This is a genomic window from Planktothricoides sp. SR001, assembly GCF_001276715.1.
In the GTDB taxonomy this organism is placed as follows: Bacteria; Cyanobacteriota; Cyanobacteriia; order Cyanobacteriales; family Laspinemataceae; genus Planktothricoides; species Planktothricoides raciborskii.
Genome location: NZ_LIUQ01000021.1, coordinates 44,436 through 65,961 on the forward strand (window position 1 = coordinate 44,436; position 21,526 = coordinate 65,961).

The window sequence follows — 21,526 nt, forward strand, 5'->3', positions numbered from 1 at the left end:
CTGAAATTCCGAAAATCCGCTCGCTGTTTCCTCTTTTTAATCACTGATTAAAACAAATCACAGACTAATTAATTAAAAATGACGATTAATCTCGCAGAATCTAAACACCAAATTAATATTCTGTTGGTAGACGATAATCTCGAAAATTTGCGTTTGTTGATCCAAATGTTAAGTAAACGAGGATATAAAGTCCGACCAGCTAATCAAAGCAGTTTAGCGCTTTCTGTGGCCAGAACCACGGCACCAGATTTGATTTTGCTCGACATTATGATGCCAGAAATCAATGGTTATGAAGTTTGTCAGCAGCTAAAATCCGATCCGAACACTCAAGAAATTCCGATTATATTTCTCAGTGCCCTAGACGAACCGATTGATAAAATTAAAGCGTTTACGGTGGGAGGGGCAGACTATATTACCAAGCCTTTTCAAATTGAAGAGGCGATCGCCAGAATTGAGCATCAACTAACCCTGAAACATCTAAAAGAAAAACTTAACCAAGAAAAAACTCAGTTAGAAGAGGAAATTAAACAGCGAGAACAAAGTGAACGGTTATTTAGAAATATATTTGAAAATGCTGCCGTAGGGATGTGCTTAGTGGAACTTTCCGGTAATTTATTAAAAGTAAATGCGTCCCTAGGAGAAATGTTGGGGTATTCTGCCGCTGAATTTTTGCAATTAAACGCCAAAGACATTACTCACCCGGATGATTTAAATTTAGATGCATCGGATCTACAAAAGCTCCAACTGGGTACGATTTCTAATTATGATATAGAAAAACGCTTGATTCATAAAAATAAATCAATTATTTGGGCGTGGTTGAGTGTATCTTTGATGCGGAATGCGGAGGATCAACCTCTTTACTTAATCTGGCAAATTCAAAATCTTACTCAACGCAAGGAAATGGAGGATGATCTAAAAAAAGCCAAAATTGCAGCGGATGATGCGAACCGGGCGAAAAGTGAATTTTTGGCCAATATGAGTCACGAAATTCGCACCCCACTAAATGCCATTTTAGGATTTAGTGAACTTCTCCAGAGCCTAGTCAACGAGGAAAAGTTTGGGTCTTATTTACGGGGAATTATTTCTAGTGGCAAAAATTTACAACGCTTAATCGAAGATATTCTCGATTTGTCCAAGATTGAAGCAGGAAAACTAGAATTAAACTATGAAAATGTGAATCTGGTCAATTTGATGAATGAGATCAGAAATATGTTTAGTAAGTCGGCGGAAGAAAAAGGATTATCTTTGATTTTTGAACTTGATGAGTCGGGGCCGTCAGTAATTGTCTTTGATGAATTTAGACTGCAACAAATTTTGGTGAATTTGATTGGCAATGCGATTAAATTTACCGAGGCGGGAACGGTCAAAGTGCAAATGTTGAATTCACCGAGCCAATCAGCCCAATTTGCGTCAGAGTATGCTCACGTTTTTGATTTGACCGTGATTGTTGAAGACACTGGGATTGGCATTAATCCCAGTCAACAAACTGAGATTTTTAAAGCATTTCGCCAAAGTGCTGGACAAAATGTCCGTGAATACGGAGGCACTGGTTTGGGGTTAACGATTACCCAACGCTTAACGGAATTACTAGGTGGGACGATTAAAATTAGTAGTCAATTGGGCAAAGGGTCTCAGTTTAGCTTACATTTTCCCCAAGTAGTTGGGGTAGAATTATTTAATCAAGCGATCGCCCCTGGGGAGGAAACTTTGGATCTGAATTGTTTTCCCCCCCTGAATATTTTGGTGGTGGATGATGTTTTGTCTAATCGAATCTTGATCCAGGGATATTTTGATAATACGATTCATCATGTTTGGTTGGCCGAAGATGGGACTCAAGCCTTAGAAATGGTAGAAGCTTCTTGTCCAGATTTAATTTTTTTAGATTTACGAATGCCCAATTTGGATGGAGAAGAAGTGGCGAAAATGCTGAAATCTAATCCAGACACCCAAGGAATTCCGATTATTTTTCTGAGTGCGGCTATCTTTGAAATTCAAAAAAAGCATATGAGTAGCCTCTGTAACGGCTTTCTTTCTAAACCTGTGAGTCGGCATGAATTAATTATGACTATGAACAAAATATTTCCCACCACCATGAAATTCCCTGGGAATACACCAGAGTCATGGGTTATAGATGCCCCAGAAAAATTCTTAAGTTCAACGGCGATTACCCTCTCCAAAAGCAATGGGACAAAGTTATTATTTCCCCTTGACCAAGATAGTGAATTTTCTGGATCAGAAACTTCAGAACGGTTCAGAGAATTGGCCAATATTCTCAAGGAATTAGAAGCAGAAGTTTGGCATAATTTACACAAAAAGATGATTTGGCAAGAAATTTATCATTTTATCGATCGATTACAATCCTTGGCCTTAGAATATCAATCCAAAACTTTATTAGTCTATACGGAAAAATTAGCGGCTTTGTATAACGAATTTGAAATTGAGCGATTAGAAGCAAGCATTTATCTCTTCCCAGAAGTTATTCAGGCGATCGCCCCACAGGATTCATCTCAACCAAATTCACCATAAATCCTTTGGCTGAATGGCTGAGGTAAGTTTTCCGGTAAGTTGTCCGGTAAAATTTTAAGATTTCCTAAAAATTCACAACGGTGATGCCCGCAAAATTTACACTGGAAAAAAATGATTAAAATAACTTTCACTGGATGAGGGATTTCTTATGGTGACTCGTGATTTTTCTGATGAACTGGAATGGACGACAGAGGCGAAAACCAAGTTAAAAAATATTCCTTATTTTGTGCGATCGCAAGCTCGTCAACGCATTGAACAAATGGCTAGAGAGGAAGAGTTACAGGTGGTTACACCAGACCTAGTAGAAAAAGCCCGTTTAGAATTTGGTCAATAATTCAGATAAATTGTTGCCAACTTATTTTTATTTATTGCTTATTGGTAATTATGTTCAAGGTTCTTTGATGAAAAATAAATCAGATCACCAATAAGCAATATTTTAGTCTGGCTGGACAATATCATTCAACTCAGCAGCCGCATGGTTTAATTTTTGAATTCCTATTTTAATTTGATTCATCCCATCATTGCTATCTTGAGCATTTTGACTTAGATTATTCATAGCTATCACCACTTGTTGAATCGCCGAAGCTTGTTGTTTGGCATTCAGGGAAATTTGCTGAGAACTCATCACAATTTCTTTAATTTTTTCTGCCATCAGATTAAAACTATTCGCGGTTTCTTGGGCTAATTTTTCAGTATTTTCTACACTTTGAATCCCATGTTGAGTAACAGTCACCGTTGTGCTACTAGACTCTTGAATATCTCTGACTAAGTTATTAATTTTTTCGGCGGATTTTTTACTTTGATCGGCCAATTTACGGATTTCTAAGGCTACTACAGAAAACCCTTTACCCGCTTCCCCCGCCCTCACCGCTTCCACCGCTGCATTCAGGGCTAACATATTGGTTTGATTGGCTAAATCACTGACTAATTGGGAGATGATGGCAATTTGGTTGGTGCGATCGCTCAGGCGTAAAGTTTGTTCGGCAATTCCCTGAACTTTTCCTTTCGTCTCTGCCATTTCTGCCAAGGTGGTGGCGACTAATTGATTACCTGTTTCCGCTAAATTTAAAAGGTGTTGGGCTCCTAGGGCTGACATATCTGCTTGTTGAGTGGCTTGTTTAGCAGATGCCCCTAATTCATCCATAGAAGTCGTGGTTTGATTAATAGAAATTACTTGACTATTAGTAATCGTTTCTTGTTGACGCACCGCCCGATTAATTTCTCCGGCAGAGTTGTCAATTGAACTGGCAGATTGACTGATTTTGTTGCTGACTACAGAGGAAATTAACCAAGCAATCACCAACGCGGTAAGGGCGGAAATGCCTGAGCCAAATATTAACAGATTTACGGCTAATTGCAGAGTTTTTTTGGCGGCGATATTCTCTTGGGATAATTTTTGGGTTTCTGTTTCAGTAAATTCATTGGTTAACTTGAGAAAATCCGCCAAAGCTTTAGTGCCGATTCCCGAATTAAACAGATCCATCGCCGCTTGGCTGTTACCAGTTTTGACCAAATTAAATATTTGATTGGCATATCGATCGTATTCTTGGCCAATTCTTTTCATTTCCTCAAACCGTTGTTTTTGTTGAATATCGGTAACGATATGATCTCGCTCTAAAATCTTACTCGCTTGCTGAAAATCTTGCCAATTTTGGTTGTATAATTTGATGAAATCTTCTTTTTCTGATAGCAAAAAAGCTCGACTATTGGCTACCATATTACTACCGGATAAGGCAACTTTATTGGTTTCAATAATAGATTTTTGCACAGTTTCAACTCGATTAAAAGCGTCAAATACTTCATTGGTGTTCGTATAAACAATGCTCGCCGAACCCATAAACACGACAACAGGTATGGCATAGCCAATCAGCATTTGGGTTCTGAGTTTAAGTCTACTCAGAAAGTTTTTTTGATTATTTTGACTAATTCGGCTATCTTGGATATTTTGGCTATTGTAGTTGCGATCGGAAGTATTCATAAAATTTCATAAGATAATATGAGTATTTAATGTCTATAAAGCTTTATCTTTGAACCAGTGACAGTTAGGGATTAGAAAAAAGCAGATCGGAAATTACCACCAACCCCCTGGGACTAAAAAATCGGGGGTAATGGTCTTTCCCCAAGATTTTGCTGCCAGAGGAAATGCAGATCGGTTTTTTGTCAGGATTCCCAGGATTCAGGCAGTTAGAATTTCGATAATAATTCATAACGATGGGTTGTGAGCAATGGAGGGAAATAACTATATAGTAAGGCTTTAATAATAAAGCTTTAATTACTCACATCTCCAGATTTTGACGGTACTATCACTCGACCCACTGGCAAGGGTTTTGCCGTCGGGACTAAAGATGACGGAGGTGACGGCTTTGCTATGTTCGGTGAGGGTAGTTTGCAATTGACCCGTGGTTAAATCCCAAAGTTTAATTGTGGCATCATAGCTGCCGCTGGCAAAGGTTTTGCCGTTAGGGGCGATCGCCAGGGTGGTACTCGGCAACATAGGACCCGTGAGACTGTGTAATACTTGGCGAGTCTGAAGATCCCAAATTTTGATGGTGCGATCCCAACTACTGCTGATTAACAGGCGTCCGTCCGGGGCGATCGCCACCCCATAGACTGCCCCAAGATGACCCGTCAGTTCAGCCAGTTCAGCCAGTTCAGCCCGTTCAGCCGGTTTTCCTGGGTGAGTGCTTTTGTCCAGTTGCCAAAGTTTAATCTTTTGATCTGCCGAACCACTCGCTAATAAATCACCAAGTAAATGGCGATTGGGATTAAAAGCCACACTGATTACTTGTTGGCTATGACCTTTCAGAATTTGGGTTAATTCTCCGGTCGGCAAATTCCACAGGCAAATCGTTTGGTCACGACTGCCGGAAGCGAGGGTTAATCCATCAGGGGCGATCGCTACTGATGCTACCACACTGCGATGACCTGTCAATTCAAATCTCAGGGTCGGTGGCACACCTTGGTGTAACTCAGCGGTTCCCAACTGCCACAACCGCCAAACCAGAATCCGACCATCGGCGCTGCCACTGACTAAGGTCTGACCATTGGGGGTAATGGCTAAACAGGTGACAGGATGGGGATGGGCCGTCAGAGTATGTAATAACTCACCCGTGGTAAAATCCCACAATTTAATCGTCCCATCGGCGCAACCAGCGATTAAAGCCCGACATTGTGTACTAAAAGCGATCGCCGTGACTTCTGGTATTCCTGGCGTATCTGCGGTCGCCGCATTCAAAGTTTGCACGCATTGCCATTTAGGGATGCGCGGAGATTTTGCCACCACCGGACTAGGCAACTCATTCACCGTTTGGGGCGGGGATATTTTTTCTATGGCTAATGGGGATGGTTTCTGAGAATTTTCTGGAGAATTTGGAGAACTCGTAGTCGATTTTGGGACTTTTTTAGCTTTAATTTGATAAGACTTGGGCAACTGCTTAATTAGCTGACGACTCAGGGCTGGATCTAAATCTGCTAACACCGCTTTTGCTGCATCGTAACGATGACTAACCGGCCACAGCATTTTATCTAAAATCCGGGCTAAAGCAGGACTAATCGCACTTCTGAGATAGTCTCGCCAGACCCAGACCCCTTCCAAACTATCAAACAGATCAAACGGGGTCATTTCCGTCAGCAAATGCACGCAAGTCACCCCTAAACTATAAATATCACTGGCAAAAACCGCCTGACCCATTAACTGTTCCGGGGCAGTATATTCCGCACTGCCCACCATCGTTCCTGGACTCAGCATGGCCAGAGAATTCATCTGTTTAGCTACTCCAAAATCTACCAAGACCAAAGACTGATTTTTCTCAGAGCGAATATCAGAGCGAATAATATTCTCTGGTTTAATATCTCGATGAATTAATCCATAATTATGAATTAAGTGCAATACGGGCAAAATTGATTCTAATAATTCTCGAATATTCGCCTCGTTAAAACTCCCCGTATCCCTCAATTCTGCTTCTAGATTTTTTCCGGGGATAAATTCTTGGATCAAATACTGGCGATCGTTCTTCTCCAAGGCATCAATCAGGGCAGGAATTTGGGGATGTTGCCCTAATTCCGAGAGATTGGCTAATTCCTGTTCAAAGGAATTGGCTGCTTGTTTGGACTGATGGCGAAACTGTTTAATAATACAGCGGGGTTTGGTCGCTTCTGCTTCGGCAATGCCGATAAAAGTCCGGCTATAGTTGCCACAACCAATGGGTTTGAGAACCCGATATTTGTCGCCCAGGAGTAACTTTTGGCCGCAATTTTGGCAAAAAAGATTCTGGTCAGGATTTTGGGGGTTTGGGCAATGGAGATTTAGGCAAAGGGTCATAAACTGAATTGAAATTAATATTCACCACTTCAGACAGAGGACAGAGAAATACACAGAAATATAGAGAGATGGCGTGAAGCTTCCGCAGCGTAACAGCGAATCGCCTCTGCCTCCGATCTTTGTGTCCTCTGTCTGAAGTGGTTATTTTAGTCTAATTTTATGCCAATCTTTAATTATGATATTTTATCCTAATATTTTATTCCTGAAGGTTAAATTCAGGGGATTCGCCCTCCGCGATCGCTCATTTACTCTCCGAAAATTGCGGATAAATTGGCAGTTATTTGTTAAGTTTTTTTAAGTTTTTTTGCGATTTATGATTTATTTTACCGTAAGCAGCCCCCACATATTTATCTGCATCAATTCGATATGTCACCCCATTTTGGGGCGCGATCGGCAGTCTGTGTTAGTCCAGCAAAGAATTCAAACCTAAAAATAACTTTTTCGGTGCAATTAGCAGTCGCGGATTCCCCGAATTAGTGCAGGGTATTTTTTCGGCAAAAAAATTTTATATTATAGATTTGTCTAATTTAAGTTATAATTTAATCAGGATCGAATTCAACTAAATTACGCTCCTTAATTCTCTATTTATTCTATTTATTTTCGCTGGTTCAATGCGAATAATCCCTGCTGGGAAAAAAAATATAGATGGCATCGAATATATCTGAAAATCAGGAGATGAGCAATTATGCAGATTATTCCTAGAAATGAAATCATTAAATTTACCGAAGATGAAAAAAATTTATTGACAAAAAATCGCCAAAAAAATCAGTGGCGACTGGGGAAAACTATTCCCATAGGTTTAGGCATAATTGCCAGTTTAAATCTGTTCAGTGCCATGATATCTCGAACCAACATATTGAGAATTTCTGATGCAATAGATTGGGTGAATACTGCCCATGAAGTTAAGGCAAATATTCGCTTATTGGACAGTCAAATATTAGAATTAGAAACCGATGAGCGGGGTTTTTTGTTGACGGGTAATACGCAATATTTAACTCAGTATGAAGATTACGATGAATCTATATCTAAAGTGATTAGCGATTTAAGATTATTAATCAAAGATCCAAACCAGCTTGAACGACTTGATGATGTGGAAACTATCCTAAAAATTAGATTAAGTGAAATTGCGGCAACGATTCAGCTTAAGAAAAATAATGAAACCGCAACGGTTCTCAAAGCAGTTCAGGACAACACCAGTAAAAATACGAGAAATCAAATCCGAATCCAACTGAAAAAGATGGAGGAAGAACAACATAAAATTATTGGTGAACGGCAAGAAATTGCCAATCAAGCAGAAATCCAAGCGAATTTACTGACGATCGCCACTTCTACGGGTATTTTTATGCTGGTTTGTGGCATGATTTGGTTTGTTTTGCGACAAGTGATTCAACCGATCGATCGCGCAGCTTTGACCATTAGTTCATCTTCGGCACAAATTGCCGCGACCGTGGAAGAACACGAACGCATTGCCAACCAGCAAGCAGCTTCGGTGAATCAAACCACCACGACAATGGATGAATTAGGGGCATCATCCCGACAAGCTGCGGGTCAAGCGGAAGCGGCAGCCCAAAATGTCGATCGCTTACTCATATTAGCCATTGGCAGCAATAAAGCGGAAAATATGACGTTTCAACATGAAGCGAACTTAAAGGAAAAATCTCAACAAATTGCTCAACAAGTGCTGAGTTTAAGTGAAAAGCTGACTCAAATCGATCGCATTGCTGGAGTAGTGAGTCAATTGGCCAATCAAACCAATATGTTAGCCCTGAATGCGGCGGTGGAAGCGGTGCGAGCAGGAGATCAGGGGAAAGGCTTTGGGGTCATTGCCACGGAAATTCGTAAACTGGCGGATCAAAGTGGTAAATATGCCGAGCAAATTAATGGACTGACCGCAGATATTCAACTAAGCACAGATGCCACAGTTAGTGTTAGCGAAGAGGGTAAAGAACTGGTGGAAAAAATGGTTAATTCTATTAATGAAATTGCCTTGAATATCAAACAAATTTCTTTTAATGCCAATCAACAAGCGATCGCCATTCAACAAAGTGTTGAAGCCATGACCAGCATTAACCAAGGAGCCGCAGAAACTGCCACGGGTATTGCCCAAACAAAAGCCAGTACCCAACAGTTGAATGAAGCAGCACAAGCCTTGAAAGCTCTGGTGTAGTTGTAGGGGTGTAGGGTGTAGAGCCGCCATCGGCCGCCATCGGCCGCCATCGGGGGGAGAAGTGAATAGTGAATAGTGAATAGTGAATAGTGAATAGTGAATAGTGATATTTAGGCATAACTTTTCACTTGTACGGGCGTCCTTGCGAAGCCCATGCCGTCAGGCTATATGGCCATTCGCCCCTACGAATGCATCACTTTCTTCCCCTACACCCTACACCCTCTCGAACCCTACACCCTACACCTCTTACCCTGAGCCTGCCGAAGGGCTACACCCCACACCCTACACCCTAATTAGACTTATTTAAATGAGACTTTAACTCCTCGGTCATGGCATAATAAGCCGGTTTTGGGCGATAATTAAAATCAAAAATTAACGGATCTTTCACGGTGCCTAAAAAACTTTTTAGCCAAGTATAGCGATCGGTAAATCCCCACATATTCAAAGTGTTACAATTCGGCGCTTCCAAGCAAATCCTCAAAAAATACCGATATATATCCGCTTGTTGGGCTAATTTTTCCTCTAATGTACCCGAAAACTGTGTCACGGGAACATCCATTTCCGTAATCACGATTTCTAAGCCAATCTCATTAAAACGCTTCATATTTTCTGCCACTTCTTTCGGGTCATTGGCGGAAAGAAAGCCAATATGGGTTTGAAATCCTACCCCATCAATTGACACCCCACGTTCTTTTAATTCTTTGGCTAATAAATATAAGGAATCGGCTTTTGAATTCAGCCCTTCCCCATATTCACTTAAATATAGCTTGGCGTCTGGATCCGCTTCGTGCGCCCAGCGAAAAGCTAAATCAATATATTCGGGGCCAATTGCTCGCATCCATAAGTTATCTCTTAAGGAACCATCAGATCCCAAGGGTTCATTGACTACATCCCAATGTTGTACTTGACCGCGATAATGACCGACTAAAGTTTGAATGTGATCTCGGAGAATTTCTTTCATTTCATCTCTGGTAAATTGATTTTCCGTTAACCAACGGGGCAAGGAATGAAACCAAACAATTGTGTGTCCACGCATGGTCATATTATGGTCTTGAGCAAACTTCACCAGGGCATCAGGACGAGTAAAATCATAGCGATCGCGCTCTGGATGTACAATGATAAATTTCACCTCATTTTCCGTAGTCAGGCTATTGAACTCGCGGGCTAAAACTTCTCGATATTGCCAATCTTTTTCTAAAATTTTATCCCCAACCGCTGACCCAATTAAAAACCCTTGCTGACTAGCCAAAGACCGCAAGGAAGTCGAGGGAATTTCTAGTTGAGTACCGGGGACTGGATTGGCAATTAAGCATACAGAGGCAATGGCGATCGCCAACAGAATCACCTTCGTTACCACCCGCATTAAAAATAGGTGTTTCATTATATTTTCTTGGTAGTTATATTGGTAGTTATAGTTATACTATAGTCGCACCATTGTCGCCATTGAGTCGCACCATTGTCAGAAACGGCACTCCTAGTCAATGTGCGGTTAAGAATGCAATCTCTGACATCATAACGAACGTTTCACTTAAGGATCATTTATGCATTTGATGATACCGATTTTTCCCTGTTATTCCGGCGAAATGCCGAAATTATTCAATCCATTGAACCCGCGCCATTATTTATTACTGGCTTATTGGATATTTTTTCGGCCTACGGCTTTAAATTCTTATTTCTATCAAGCTGCCCCGAACCTGCATCCGCAAGGAGGCTTCGGCAAATTCTGGCGCACCTGGAAAGTGCAGGCATATCGTCGCCTTTATCTGATGTTCGGGGCTACTTTGCTGTTATTGACAATTTTGCTCGGTTTAATCGCCAGTTTCTATAACCTCGCTACGGATCAAGGACATACTGCTTCGGTGAATGTCGTGACGCCAATTTCCTCTACGCAATTTATCTCGGCTTCTACTGGTAGTAGTTTTAGTTCGTCTACTATTAAAATTTGGGATTTGCCAACCGGCGCTGTGAGTCATGCTTTAATGGCTGGGAATCGAGGAATTAATGCGATCGCCGTCTCTTCAGATCGAACACGCATCGTTTCCGGGGGCAGTAACAGCGAATTGATTGTCTGGGATTTAAAATCTGGCACAAAACTGAAAACCCTGGAAGGTCATCGCCGTTGGATCAACGATCTGGTGATTCTGGGGGATGGTCAGCGGGCGATTTCCGCTGCCGCTGATCAAACCCTCAAAATCTGGCAACTGGACTCCGGTAAAGCCTTATTCACTTTAGAAGGTCATACCAATTCGGTCAACGATATCGTTTTGACCGAGGATCAGAAACAAGTGATTTCCGCTTCCGAGGATAGAACTTTAAAAGTTTGGGACATTTCCTCCGGCAAAGAAGTCAAAACCCTCAGCGGTCATCAGGTTGGGGTGAACAAAGTGGTGATTTTGCCCGGAAACAAAGCCCTCAGCGGATCTGTTGATGGGATTTTGAAAGTGTGGGATTTAGCATCCGGGAAAGAATTGCGGACATTAACCGGACATACGGACAGCATCCAAGATATCGCGGTGACACCAGATGGGAAATTGGCAATTTCTGGGTCAGCCGATCGCACCTTAAAAGTCTGGGACTGGCAAACCGGAAAACTCTTGCATACCCTCACAGGTCATCAAGGCTGGGTGAATTCCGTAGCGGTGACTCCTGATGGTCAGCAAGCTATTTCCGCCTCTTCTGACCATACCTTAAAAGTCTGGAATCTCCAACAGGGAAAAGAATTAAATACCCTCAAGGGTCATACGGAATGGGTGCGAACGGTGCAATTAACCCCCGATGGTCAATGGGCAATTTCTGGGTCAGGAGATGCCAGACCGAAAGTTTGGGATTGGAAGTCCGGTCAAGAAATTCCCCTCAAGTCTGCGGAGAATACCATCAAGTTAGCCCGAATTGGTTTTTATGTCGCCATGATTTTCGCGATCGCCACGGGTCTATTTCTGATTGCCCTGATTTTGGCGATCGGGATGATGGCTTTTGGCATTGCGGGCAGCCTCTTCTCTATTCTGGTTTTGGCTTTAGGCAGCACCATCGTCTTTACTTGGCTGTTCGTAGCTGCCGATGTGGTCGCTGTTAACCCCTCATTCCGAGAAGTATTCGGCGCGATGGCCCTAGATCCACAGTGGATTAATGCGGGGTTTGCCATTTCCTTGGGATTGCTATTTAATGTGGCGTTTAATTTAACCGGCAGAAAAGCGATCGCCCCAATCAGCAGCATCGCCCTAGTTTTCATCGTCGGGATTGCGATCGGTGCCCTCGAAGCCACTATATTAAGTAACAGTCAAATCATTACCCGAATTCGCCTAAACAGTGGCATAAAAACCGGGATAACTGTTGGTTTGCGATTCAACTTACTGGTCTTAATTGGCGCAGTGCGAGCCATATTTTACCCCATTGAACTTGCCTGGTCTGTCTATAGCAGCGTTCAAATTTTTTCTAAGGGGGGCAAAGGACATCCCGTGGAATGGGATGAACTACAAATTTTTCCCTTGTGGGGGACTCAGAAATATCTATATCGGCGATTACAGGCGTTTACTGCAAAGGGCGACCCCATCTCTGGACTACGTTTAATTGCCGAAGTTGCCAGCAACCCCTTTCAAAGAGTTTTCGCTATCCAAGCCCTGCATAAATTCTTACATAACGCTGAAAATGATGGAAAAAATTACAGCCCGCTACATTTGATTTATGCCATTTTGACCGATCCAGAATTAAAAGCATTCGTTTCAACTCCCAGCAGTCAACAAGATTGGCGCATTTTACCCAGCCGTCAACAATTACTCCTCGGCGAACTCGACCAACGCTGGGTTGACTGTAGTAGCGATTGGATCGATCGCCTAATTTCCCGAATTGTTTGGTTAAAATTGCGGATTTTAATTGGGTTTTGGTGGCACCACCGCACCACTCCCTTAACCCAATTTGCCGGAATGCTTTATGAATTTTTGAACCACAAAGACACAGAGGACACAAAGGACATCCGGGATTATGAAAGAATTTATGATCGTCTGATTGACTATCCCGGTGGCACAGAAATTGCCCTTTCCTTTCAAGCAATGGCTACTTGCTTGAAAGTTCAAGAATTGGCAGATATGGCTGAGGTGGTTAAGGCGATCGAACCCTTGGGAAATATACCCCCAGGTTCGCGGTTCGATTTTTTTGCGTCCCAAAGGGGCGACACTGCCCCCCTATGGGGGGACGCCATTCGACCAGCAGTAATTCAGGCTTTAATTCGTTTAGCAGATATAGCCAAGATATCGATGAATCAACCTACCACAGATGCAGTTCAAAAATTAAGCGCGATCGCTTATGGGATGATTCTGCTGCAAGAACTCGATACCGAATTAATCGCCCAAACAAATATCCCCCTGCCGGAAAAAATCATCCTGAAAAAAATTATTGCTCATTGGCGTCCATTACTAACTCAAGCAACCCATCAAACCCTAGCACAGTTCAATATGTTTTAATCACAAGGGGCGATTCCGCAAATAAGTAAATATATTTGTATGGGCGTGATATTTCCGGCAGTAAATATCGGATTACAAGCAATAACCTATATACCGGAATGCTTCGCCCTGGTAAACATGAAATGCTCTCAACTCGTAGGCGATCGCGCTCTCGTTGCAACCAAGCAAGAAACCGGGGCAAGAAACCGGGTTTCTATAAGAGTTGTTGGTTAGTGGCAAAGGTTATCTGAAGAAACCCGGTTTCTGGGTTTGGGTGGCAAAGATGGTCTAAAGAAACCCGGTTTCTGGGCCAGCGATCGCGTACAATAGAAAGCATACATTCTTGCCCAAAACCGATCTTTATGCCAGTAATTTTCATGTTTTATGGTGCGATCGTGATGATGTACTACTTTGATAACCAAAAACATCAATCCCCACACATCCACGTCACCTATCAAGATGATCTGTAATTGCAGTCAATGGGCAAGAAATATTCAAAATCAACCCCCTCCAGTAATCAGGAGTAATTATATGTCTCCCAAAGTTATTCAAGTAGAACCCTTGGAATCTTATCAACTTCGCCTGACTTTTAGCAATGGCGAAATTCGTCGTTTTGATGTGACTCCTTATCTTAACAAAGGCATATTCACCGAACTTCAAAACATTGAATATTTTCAACAAGTAAAACTTAGCTTTGGCAGCATTCAATGGCCTCACGAACAAGATTTTAGTGCGGATACCCTCTACCTCACCAGTCAGCCGGAAGAAAAAACTGTAGAGCCGATATTTTCTCACTCAGCCCGATAATAATTTGCACTCAACCAAATCGTTACAGCCGATTCGTAGGGGCGAAGCATTCCGGCAGTCAATATCGGAGTAAAACCAATAACCTATATACCGGAATGCTTCGCCCTGGCACATATTATATCCGTAGGGGCGAAGCATTCCGGCAGTAAATATCGGGGTAAAACTAATAACCTATATACCGGAATGCTTCGCCCTGACTGGGGTTCACGAGTTGCCAGCTTGCCAAGAAACCGGGTTTCTATGAGCACGTTGGTGGGGTGACAAAGATGGTCTAAAGAAACCCGGTTTCTGGGGATTATATTTGTAGGGGCGAAGCATTCCGGCAGTAAATATCGGGTTAGAACTAATAACCTATATACCGGAATGCTTCGCCCTGACACAAATGATTTACAAATCAGCTTGATTATCTTTGGGTAAAATATATTCCTCCTCAAAAACCTCTAACCAAGAAAGTGAGGTTAATCGACATTTTTTGCCCATTTCATCCTCGGCATCTTTCACCGCATTCTCAAAACATTTATCCCATATAGACTCAAGAAAATTACGATTTAAACTTGGAATTTCCTCTTGACTTTCCTCAATTTCTCTACGGGCTGAACGAATACTGATAGCCCAGCTAGAAGTGCGTTTCTCTGGTTGACATTTCCACTTAATAACGTGAAGCATTAAGCGAATTAACTGGGTTTTTACCGCTCTTTTTTCAGTTCTTCCCATCGCTTCAATTAGAGATGCTAAACCTTCTGTTGCTTCCATCGATTTTCCTTCTTTGAGAAGTGTCTGTACTGTCACAGCAGTTTGATAATGAGAGCAAACTGCTAACCAATCCCAATCTTGTTTAGTCAGCATTGCCATTTCCTTGAGATTATCTATATTTAATTAAGTTTAAAATAAGTCTTATAACAATTTGGCAAAAAAATATCAATATATCGACATTATTCCGCGACTATTTTCCCGTTTTTCTCACTCAGCTTTTCAGTTTTTAAGGTTTCTTGGATCGCTAACTCAGGAACTTCAGATGTGGGTATTTTTAAATTAAACTGAAAAACTATTTGATGTTGTTCAATATTGATATTAGTTATATTAACAACGCTTTGATCTGGTAATAAACTTTGCACGGGAATTTGGGGAGGTGCAGATTTATACCCCGACTCATCCAACCATTCATAGATTTTCCGCCAATTCTCCACCTTTTCGTCTACTTTGTCCAACAGAAATTTCACATATTTATAAATAGTGGCACATAAATCCGCCTCTACACCTCTGGGAATTTTATCTAATTTTTCCGCAATTGCTGAGGGACTATAGCCAGATAATAAACCTCTTAAATGGGCTTTTTCAATGGGAGTCAAATGTTTTCCTTTTGCCGAGGCTAAGTCAGCATAAAGGGTTTCTAAATCCCATTCTTGGGCAGCTTGACTAAACATTTGATCCACTTGAGTCATAGTAAGCGTTGGGAAATTGGCTAACAGAACTCTAACACCAGTCCTAACGTTAATCAGTAGATTTTTAGAACTGGGTTATTTTACTCTGATTATAGCATACTTTTAGCCTTTAGATAAAGATAAAACGCTTATGCCAATAGGTAATAATGCTGACTTTGCCACTAACCAAGAGCCCCGCTGTCCAGTGGTGCTGTTACTGGATAACTCAGGATCTATGAGTGGTCAGCCGATCCAGCAGCTAAATCAAGGGGTGGCGGTGTTTAAGCAATCGGTAGAGCAAGATGCTTTGGCTAAACTCAGAGTGGAGGTGGGGATCATTTCCTTTGGGCCGGTGAGGATGTGTCAAGATTTTGTCACGATCGATCAATTTGTGCCCCCACAGCTAAAAGCCGAAGAATTAACCCCGATGGGAGAAGCGATCAATTACGCTTTGGATTTATTGGAAAATCGCAAAGCTGATTACCACAATAATGGAATCCAATACTATCGGCCTTGGGTGTTTCTAATTACAGATGGTAGTCCTACAGATACTTGGCAACCGGCAGCACAGCGCGTCAGACAAGGTGAGAACGATAAAAAATTCTCGTTTTTCGCAGTCGGTGTCCAAGGTGCGGATATGGGAATTTTAAGCCAAATTGCCACTCGTTCACCCATGCTGCTGAATGGTCTTGATTTTAAATCAATGTTCTTGTGGCTCAGTGCATCGCTGACGCAGGTATCTCATAGTCAACCTGGAGCCAACACAATGATCCAAACTCCAGCGATCACGTGGAATCAAGTAGCTACTTAATATAGTGAGGAGATTAAACAGACTTTTATGCCTTGGAAAGCGATCGCCTGTTCTGCAAAGGGGACTAGCCATGAAAAAATCGGCTCGCCTTGTCAAGATTATGCTGGCTTTATCAGAGTGAATGACTCTGGAGAGGCTGACAATAATGGCGACATTGCGATCGGGGCTGTCTGTGATGGGGCTGGGAGTTGTAAATATTCTGATATCGGTTCTGAATTAGCCGTTAAAACAACTCTGCAATCTTTACAAAGTTGGCTTAAATGGCTGAAACATGAGAATAAAAAAGATTTATCACAACCCATCTTAGAAGATTATGCTCGCCAAGTTTTTGGCAAAAATCTAGCAAAAGTACAAGAAGCGTTTAGGGTCAAAGCACAGGAAATGGCCTGTTACTCAAAAGATTTCTCTTGTACTTTGTTAGTTGTGGTTGCAACTCCCAAGTGGCTGGCCGCGATGCAGATTGGCGATGGCTTTATTGTAATTCGACAGCCTGACTCAGAATATAAATTACTTTTTCAGCCCATCAAGGGAGAATATGCGAATCAAACCACCTTTATCACCGCTAGTAATGCTCTAGAAGTAATGCAGGTTAAGGTGTTGCCTGGACCGCAACAGTTTATTTTCGCCTCAACTGATGGCTTAGAAAGATTAGCCCTTGAGATTAAAAAAGAGTCAAAACCTCACCCGCCGTTTTTTGATAACTTTAGAGACGCTATACAAATTCGTTTTGAAACTGAGGAAAAAAGCTCAACCCAAGAGTGGTTACAGTCAGAGAAAGTCAATGAGAGAACCGATGATGATAAAACGATTTTATTATGCTGGTATAAATCGGCAGATGAGCTTAAACAATCAACCGAGACATCTCAATCATCAGCAATTGTTCATACCTCATCACAAGCAATTCCAACAATTCAACTACCGGGAGGTGCTACCCGCTACTCCCCCCAACCAACTCCAGCGCCTCAACCATTGGGAGGTGTTACCAGCCAAACCACACAAACCCGAGTAGCTCAACCATCGGAAAATGCTATTTCCCAATCTGATTCAAATTCAGAAACTGAACTATCGGAAGTTTCGGAATCAGAAGATCCTAAAGCCAAATCAGTTGAGAAAGCCGCTAAACAAAAAGATGCTTCCAGAGACGTTTACGCATTCGTCATTAATGTCTTAGCAGGCATTTTTTGGAACTCGCTTTGGCACGATTTATTTTTTGATATAAGGTTTAGCAGTTCAGTTGTCAGCAATTTTGTCGGTTTGTGTCTTGCGCTTCTACTGGCTGTCTTGATTTTATGGGTTGATTGGCAGCTATATCAACAAATCAAGCAGTATTCTTCTGATCAAGGGCAGAAAAAGGAACGTTTATTTCTTTACATGGCGCTAATTTGTGCAGTCGGACTAGGCTTAGGAGGTTTAGTATATTACCTAATTCGTTTAGGTTTATTGTATTTATCTAATGTGTCAATCGGATTACCCAAATAACAAAACATACAGTAAATAGCTATGCCTAGCTACTCTGACGATCAAGGTAAATCTATCTCTCTAGTTAAGGAAATTGCCAAAGGTGGTGAGGGAACGATTTGGCAAACTAATCGGAGTGGATATTTAGCAAAAACCTATCATAATCCAAGTAACGAGCAAATCACTAAGCTTGAGTTAATGGTTGCCAACCCGCCACCAAACCCAACGGCGGGTATGCGCCATATTGCGATTAGTTGGCCGACTAACTTAATTAAAGATAATCAGGGGAAGTGGGTAGGGTTCTTAATGCCAGAGATTAAGAATGCTAAAGAGCTTGTTTATGTTTATCATCCCACAAATCGCAACAAGCACGCCCCAGAATTTAACTGGTATTGTCTGCATATCATTGCCTATAATTTTGCCTCGATTCTGCGAGAAATTCATGCCAAAAATTATATAATTGGGGATATTAGTGTTAAAAATATTCTGGTAAATGGGAGCAGCTTAGTTTCTTTAATTGATACGGATTCTTTTCAAGTAACTGACCCGAAAACGCAGAAAGTTTATTATTGTTCTGTGGGTTCTGAAGGTTTTACCCCTCCTGAATTGATTGGGCAAACTTTATCTCAACTTGCCCAAAACCGATTTCATGACAGATTTCGCTTGGCAGTAATTATTCACTATTTACTGTTTGGTTCTCATCCCTTTATGGGAAAATGGACGGGTTCAGGCAACCCCCCTGGACAAAATGATGCAATTAGTCAGGGTCATTGGCCCTATGGGATTAACAGCTTGCTTAAACCTAGTCCAAACACTATCCCTCTCAATGTTCTGCATCCAAAACTTGGGCAATGCTTTACCAAATGTTTTAATGACGGTCATCAATCTCCAACTTCTCGCCCCTCTCCTGAAGATTGGGTTGATGCCCTGCAAGTGGCGATTAATGATTTAGTGGTTTGTAGTAAAAATCCGAATCATATCAATAGTCAGCATTTTCGTCGCTGTTATTGGTGCGATCGGGCTAAGGCTTTAAGCGTTGATATTTTTCCCGCTGTTAAAAATCCCATTGCTCCTCAGAAGATTTCTATAACACCACCACCCCCACCACCAGTGACAATACAACAATTGCAATCTCAAAATCAATCACTGAATCAACAGCTTGCTCAAGCTAATACACAATTATCAACACTGCAATCAAATAATCAATCACTGAATCAACAGCTTGCTCAAGTTAACCAAAAAGTATCAACACTGCAATCGGATAATAAATCACTAAGTCAAGACATTCAAAAACTGCAATCGGATAATCAATCACTAAATCAACAGCTTGCTACAGTTTCTCAAAACTCTCACCATACCAGCCAATTATCACAACAAGTACAAAGATTAGAGATTATCAAAAAAATTGCCATAACTAGCACAATCATTAGCACAATTGCTGCGACAGCTTTCGGGGGCTTATCTTTTCTTCAATATCAAGAGAGGAATCAGCTAATTAGGCAAATTGAGCAAATCAGAAGACAGAATAATCTTCCCTCTGGTCGATGGGACTTATCATCGTACTCTCTTGATAAGGAGTTAGAAAATTTGGGCGAGATGATTGAGGATGAAAAACCATTGGTTTCCCGTGACTTGGATGAGTTAATTAATAAAATGCAAGAGAATAAGGAGACGAGTATCAATGAACTAAACCAGAGAATTAGTAATTTAGAAGCTATTAAAACTGATTTAGAAAATCAAAATAACTCCCGGAAAAACCGAATCAATGAGCTAGTCAATCAAAATAACTCTCAACAAAACCGAATCAATGAGCTAGTCAATCAAAATAACTCTCAACAAAACCGGATCAATGAGCTAGTCAATCAAAATCAGTCTTTGCAAAACCGGATTAAGGAGTTAGAAGGCGAAACAACTACGCCGGGAATCTGAGAGTAATAGTAAAAAATTTGATTTTATGACTCTCGTAGCAAGCAAGAAACCGGGTTTCTAGTAGGGGCGAATGGCCATTCGCCCCTACTTGGTTGGGTGACAAAGATGGTCTAAAGAAACCCGGTTTCTGGGGATTATATCCGTAGGGGCGAAGCATTCCGGCAGGAAATATCGGGGTAAAACCAATAACCTATATACCGGAATGCTTCGCCCTGGCAACTCGTGAGCGATCGCATTGTCGTTGCCAGCAAACAAGAAACCGGGGCAAGAAACCGGGGCAAGAAACCGGGGCAAGAAACCGGGTTTCTATGACATTTGTTTGTTGGTGGCAAAGGTTATCTAAAGAAACCCGGTTTCTGGGGTTAGTGGCAAAGGTTGTCTAAAGAAACCCGGTTTCTGGGGTTAGTGGCAAAGGTTATCTGAAGAAACCCGGTTTCTGGGGTTTGTTCGGAGCGCTTCTTGGTTAGAGTAATTGTGTTAAAATTATCAAGTGGTTTAGTAGTATTCGCTACAGAGTCTTTGTGGATTCTAGCGGGCGCGGTTCGGGACAGGTTGTAGTTTGTCCCCGATCTATCGACAATATTCTAGGAGAATACAAAATGGCTAATTCCGTTGAATTTAAAACAAAAATTAAGCAGGGTATTATCGAAATACCAGAAGAATATAAACAGGAGTTAAGAGAAGAACAAGAGGTGACAGTAATTGTTGTCAAACCGCCAAAAAGAATCCCTCAAACAGGCATGATTGCTGAATTAACGCAAAATCCTATTTCAGTTCCCGGTATTCGCCAGTTAACACGAGATGAAATTCACTCACTATAGTTATGTCAAATTTTCCCATGATTTTTTTTGATTCAAATATATGGTTATATCGATTTTTATTCGATATTTTCTATGATTCAAACGATTAATGTCAGTGGCTTAAAACCCGAACAAGTCGAACAAATCAAATCGATTGTCGATGCTTTTAATGCTAAAAATAAACTCGAAGAATTAGCGATCGAGCGAATCGACAATCCAACACCAGATATCATCAATACTTTAACAGAAAATCCGATTAAAGTCAATGGTTTTCTCACCCGTGAAGATATTTATGACCGTTAATGAGGTAAAATGCCCCTAAGCTTTATTGATACTAACATTTGGCTATAATCTCTCATTTTGGGATAGCCTTATTGTGGCTATTGCCTTAGCTGGTGGTGCAGATACTCTCTATTCTGAAGATATGCAGCATGGGTTAATTCAGCTTGCCAAGAAACCGGGTTTCTATGAGCACGTTGCTTGAGTGGCAAAGATGGTCTAAAGAAACCCGGTTTCTGGGGATTATATTCGTAGGGGCGAAGCATTCCGGCAGTAAATATCGAGGTAAAACCAATAACTTATATACCGGAATGCTTCGCCCTGACTGGGGTTCACAAGTTGTCAGCAAGCAATAAACCGGGTTTCTATGAGCACGTTGGTTGGGTGGCAAAGATGGTCTTAAGAAACCCGGTTTCTGGGGATTATATTCGTAGGGGCGAAGCATTCCGGCAGGAAATATCGGGTTACAAGCAATAACTTATATACCGGAATGCTTCGCCCTGACTGGGGCTCACGAGTTGTCAGCAAGCAAGAAACCGGGGCAAGAAACCGGGTTTCTATAAGAGTTGTT

19 protein-coding genes are annotated in these 21,526 nt (G+C 41.6%); 13 read left to right on the forward strand and 6 right to left on the reverse strand.

Annotation, left to right across the window (positions count from 1 at the left end; genetic code table 11):
- Nucleotides 1-78: 78 nt before the first annotated feature.
- Together AM228_RS14090 and AM228_RS14095 are read left to right on the forward strand one after the other, a co-directional pair.
- A complete protein-coding gene (locus AM228_RS14090) occupies nt 79-2,526 on the forward strand; it encodes a response regulator (protein ID WP_054466747.1) in 2,448 nt (815 codons plus the stop codon).
- A 148-nt stretch (nt 2,527-2,674) separates the two neighbouring features.
- A complete protein-coding gene (locus tag AM228_RS14095; protein ID WP_054466748.1) occupies nt 2,675-2,860 on the forward strand; it encodes a PCP reductase family protein in 186 nt (61 codons plus the stop codon).
- A 102-nt stretch (nt 2,861-2,962) separates the two neighbouring features.
- On the opposite strand, the gene AM228_RS14100 is transcribed toward AM228_RS14095, so the two are convergent.
- The gene (locus tag AM228_RS14100) at nt 2,963-4,504 is read right to left on the reverse strand and encodes a methyl-accepting chemotaxis protein (RefSeq protein ID WP_054466749.1); all 1,542 of its coding nucleotides are present in this window, start codon (nt 4,502-4,504) and stop codon (nt 2,963-2,965) included.
- Between the two features lie 294 nt (nt 4,505-4,798).
- On the reverse strand, nt 4,799-6,847 hold the full coding sequence (locus AM228_RS14105) for a serine/threonine-protein kinase (RefSeq protein WP_054466750.1): 2,049 nt from the start codon (nt 6,845-6,847) through the stop codon (nt 4,799-4,801).
- Between the two features lie 685 nt (nt 6,848-7,532).
- Here AM228_RS14105 and AM228_RS14110 point away from each other — a divergent pair.
- The gene (locus AM228_RS14110) at nt 7,533-9,014 is read left to right on the forward strand and encodes a methyl-accepting chemotaxis protein (protein ID WP_054466751.1); all 1,482 of its coding nucleotides are present in this window, start codon (nt 7,533-7,535) and stop codon (nt 9,012-9,014) included.
- Between the two features lie 289 nt (nt 9,015-9,303).
- On the opposite strand, the gene AM228_RS14115 is transcribed toward AM228_RS14110, so the two are convergent.
- Nucleotides 9,304-10,395 (reverse strand): endo-1,4-beta-xylanase, encoded by a 1,092-nt coding sequence (locus tag AM228_RS14115; protein ID WP_054466752.1) that lies wholly within the window; start codon nt 10,393-10,395, stop codon nt 9,304-9,306.
- A gap of 202 nt (nt 10,396-10,597) precedes the next feature.
- Between AM228_RS14115 and AM228_RS14120 the strand changes: the two genes are divergently transcribed.
- The gene (locus AM228_RS14120) at nt 10,598-13,471 is read left to right on the forward strand and encodes a WD40 repeat domain-containing protein (RefSeq protein WP_190877799.1); all 2,874 of its coding nucleotides are present in this window, start codon (nt 10,598-10,600) and stop codon (nt 13,469-13,471) included.
- Nucleotides 13,472-13,664: 193 nt separating this feature from the next.
- Here AM228_RS14120 and AM228_RS36210 read toward each other — a convergent pair whose 3' ends face one another.
- Complete coding sequence (locus tag AM228_RS36210; protein ID WP_255353201.1) at nt 13,665-13,787, reverse strand: hypothetical protein; 123 nt, start codon at nt 13,785-13,787, stop codon at nt 13,665-13,667.
- Nucleotides 13,788-13,812: 25 nt separating this feature from the next.
- On the opposite strand from AM228_RS36210, the gene AM228_RS32665 reads away from it, so the two are divergent.
- Nucleotides 13,813-13,920: a DUF4160 domain-containing protein gene (locus AM228_RS32665; protein WP_156331783.1), complete on the forward strand. Its 108-nt coding sequence runs from the start codon at nt 13,813-13,815 to the stop codon at nt 13,918-13,920.
- A 61-nt stretch (nt 13,921-13,981) separates the two neighbouring features.
- Nucleotides 13,982-14,257: a DUF2442 domain-containing protein gene (locus AM228_RS14125; protein WP_054466795.1), complete on the forward strand. Its 276-nt coding sequence runs from the start codon at nt 13,982-13,984 to the stop codon at nt 14,255-14,257.
- A 387-nt stretch (nt 14,258-14,644) separates the two neighbouring features.
- On the opposite strand, the gene AM228_RS14130 is transcribed toward AM228_RS14125, so the two are convergent.
- Both AM228_RS14130 and AM228_RS14135 read right to left on the reverse strand, forming a co-directional pair.
- Nucleotides 14,645-15,103 (reverse strand): DUF29 domain-containing protein, encoded by a 459-nt coding sequence (locus AM228_RS14130; RefSeq protein WP_054466754.1) that lies wholly within the window; start codon nt 15,101-15,103, stop codon nt 14,645-14,647.
- Nucleotides 15,104-15,189: 86 nt separating this feature from the next.
- Entirely contained in the window at nt 15,190-15,699 is a 510-nt protein-coding gene (locus tag AM228_RS14135; RefSeq protein WP_054466755.1) for a helix-turn-helix domain-containing protein, read from the reverse strand.
- 130 nt (nt 15,700-15,829) lie between these two features.
- On the opposite strand from AM228_RS14135, the gene AM228_RS14140 reads away from it, so the two are divergent.
- From AM228_RS14140 to AM228_RS32680, 7 genes are all read left to right on the forward strand, one after another.
- On the forward strand, nt 15,830-16,489 hold the full coding sequence (locus AM228_RS14140; RefSeq protein ID WP_054466756.1) for a VWA domain-containing protein: 660 nt from the start codon (nt 15,830-15,832) through the stop codon (nt 16,487-16,489).
- Nucleotides 16,490-16,516: 27 nt separating this feature from the next.
- Nucleotides 16,517-17,968: a PP2C family serine/threonine-protein phosphatase gene (locus AM228_RS14145; RefSeq protein ID WP_054466757.1), complete on the forward strand. Its 1,452-nt coding sequence runs from the start codon at nt 16,517-16,519 to the stop codon at nt 17,966-17,968.
- A gap of 21 nt (nt 17,969-17,989) precedes the next feature.
- Entirely contained in the window at nt 17,990-19,876 is a 1,887-nt protein-coding gene (locus tag AM228_RS14150; protein ID WP_054466758.1) for a hypothetical protein, read from the forward strand.
- Between the two features lie 599 nt (nt 19,877-20,475).
- Nucleotides 20,476-20,697 (forward strand): hypothetical protein, encoded by a 222-nt coding sequence (locus AM228_RS14155; protein ID WP_054466759.1) that lies wholly within the window; start codon nt 20,476-20,478, stop codon nt 20,695-20,697.
- Nucleotides 20,698-20,769: 72 nt separating this feature from the next.
- Entirely contained in the window at nt 20,770-20,979 is a 210-nt protein-coding gene (locus AM228_RS14160; protein WP_054466760.1) for a hypothetical protein, read from the forward strand.
- Between the two features lie 164 nt (nt 20,980-21,143).
- Nucleotides 21,144-21,311: a hypothetical protein gene (locus AM228_RS32675; protein WP_156331785.1), complete on the forward strand. Its 168-nt coding sequence runs from the start codon at nt 21,144-21,146 to the stop codon at nt 21,309-21,311.
- Nucleotides 21,295-21,432 (forward strand): hypothetical protein, encoded by a 138-nt coding sequence (locus tag AM228_RS32680; protein WP_156331786.1) that lies wholly within the window; start codon nt 21,295-21,297, stop codon nt 21,430-21,432. The genes AM228_RS32675 and AM228_RS32680 overlap by 17 nt, the downstream gene beginning before the upstream one ends.
- The last annotated feature ends 94 nt before the right edge of the window (nt 21,433-21,526 follow it).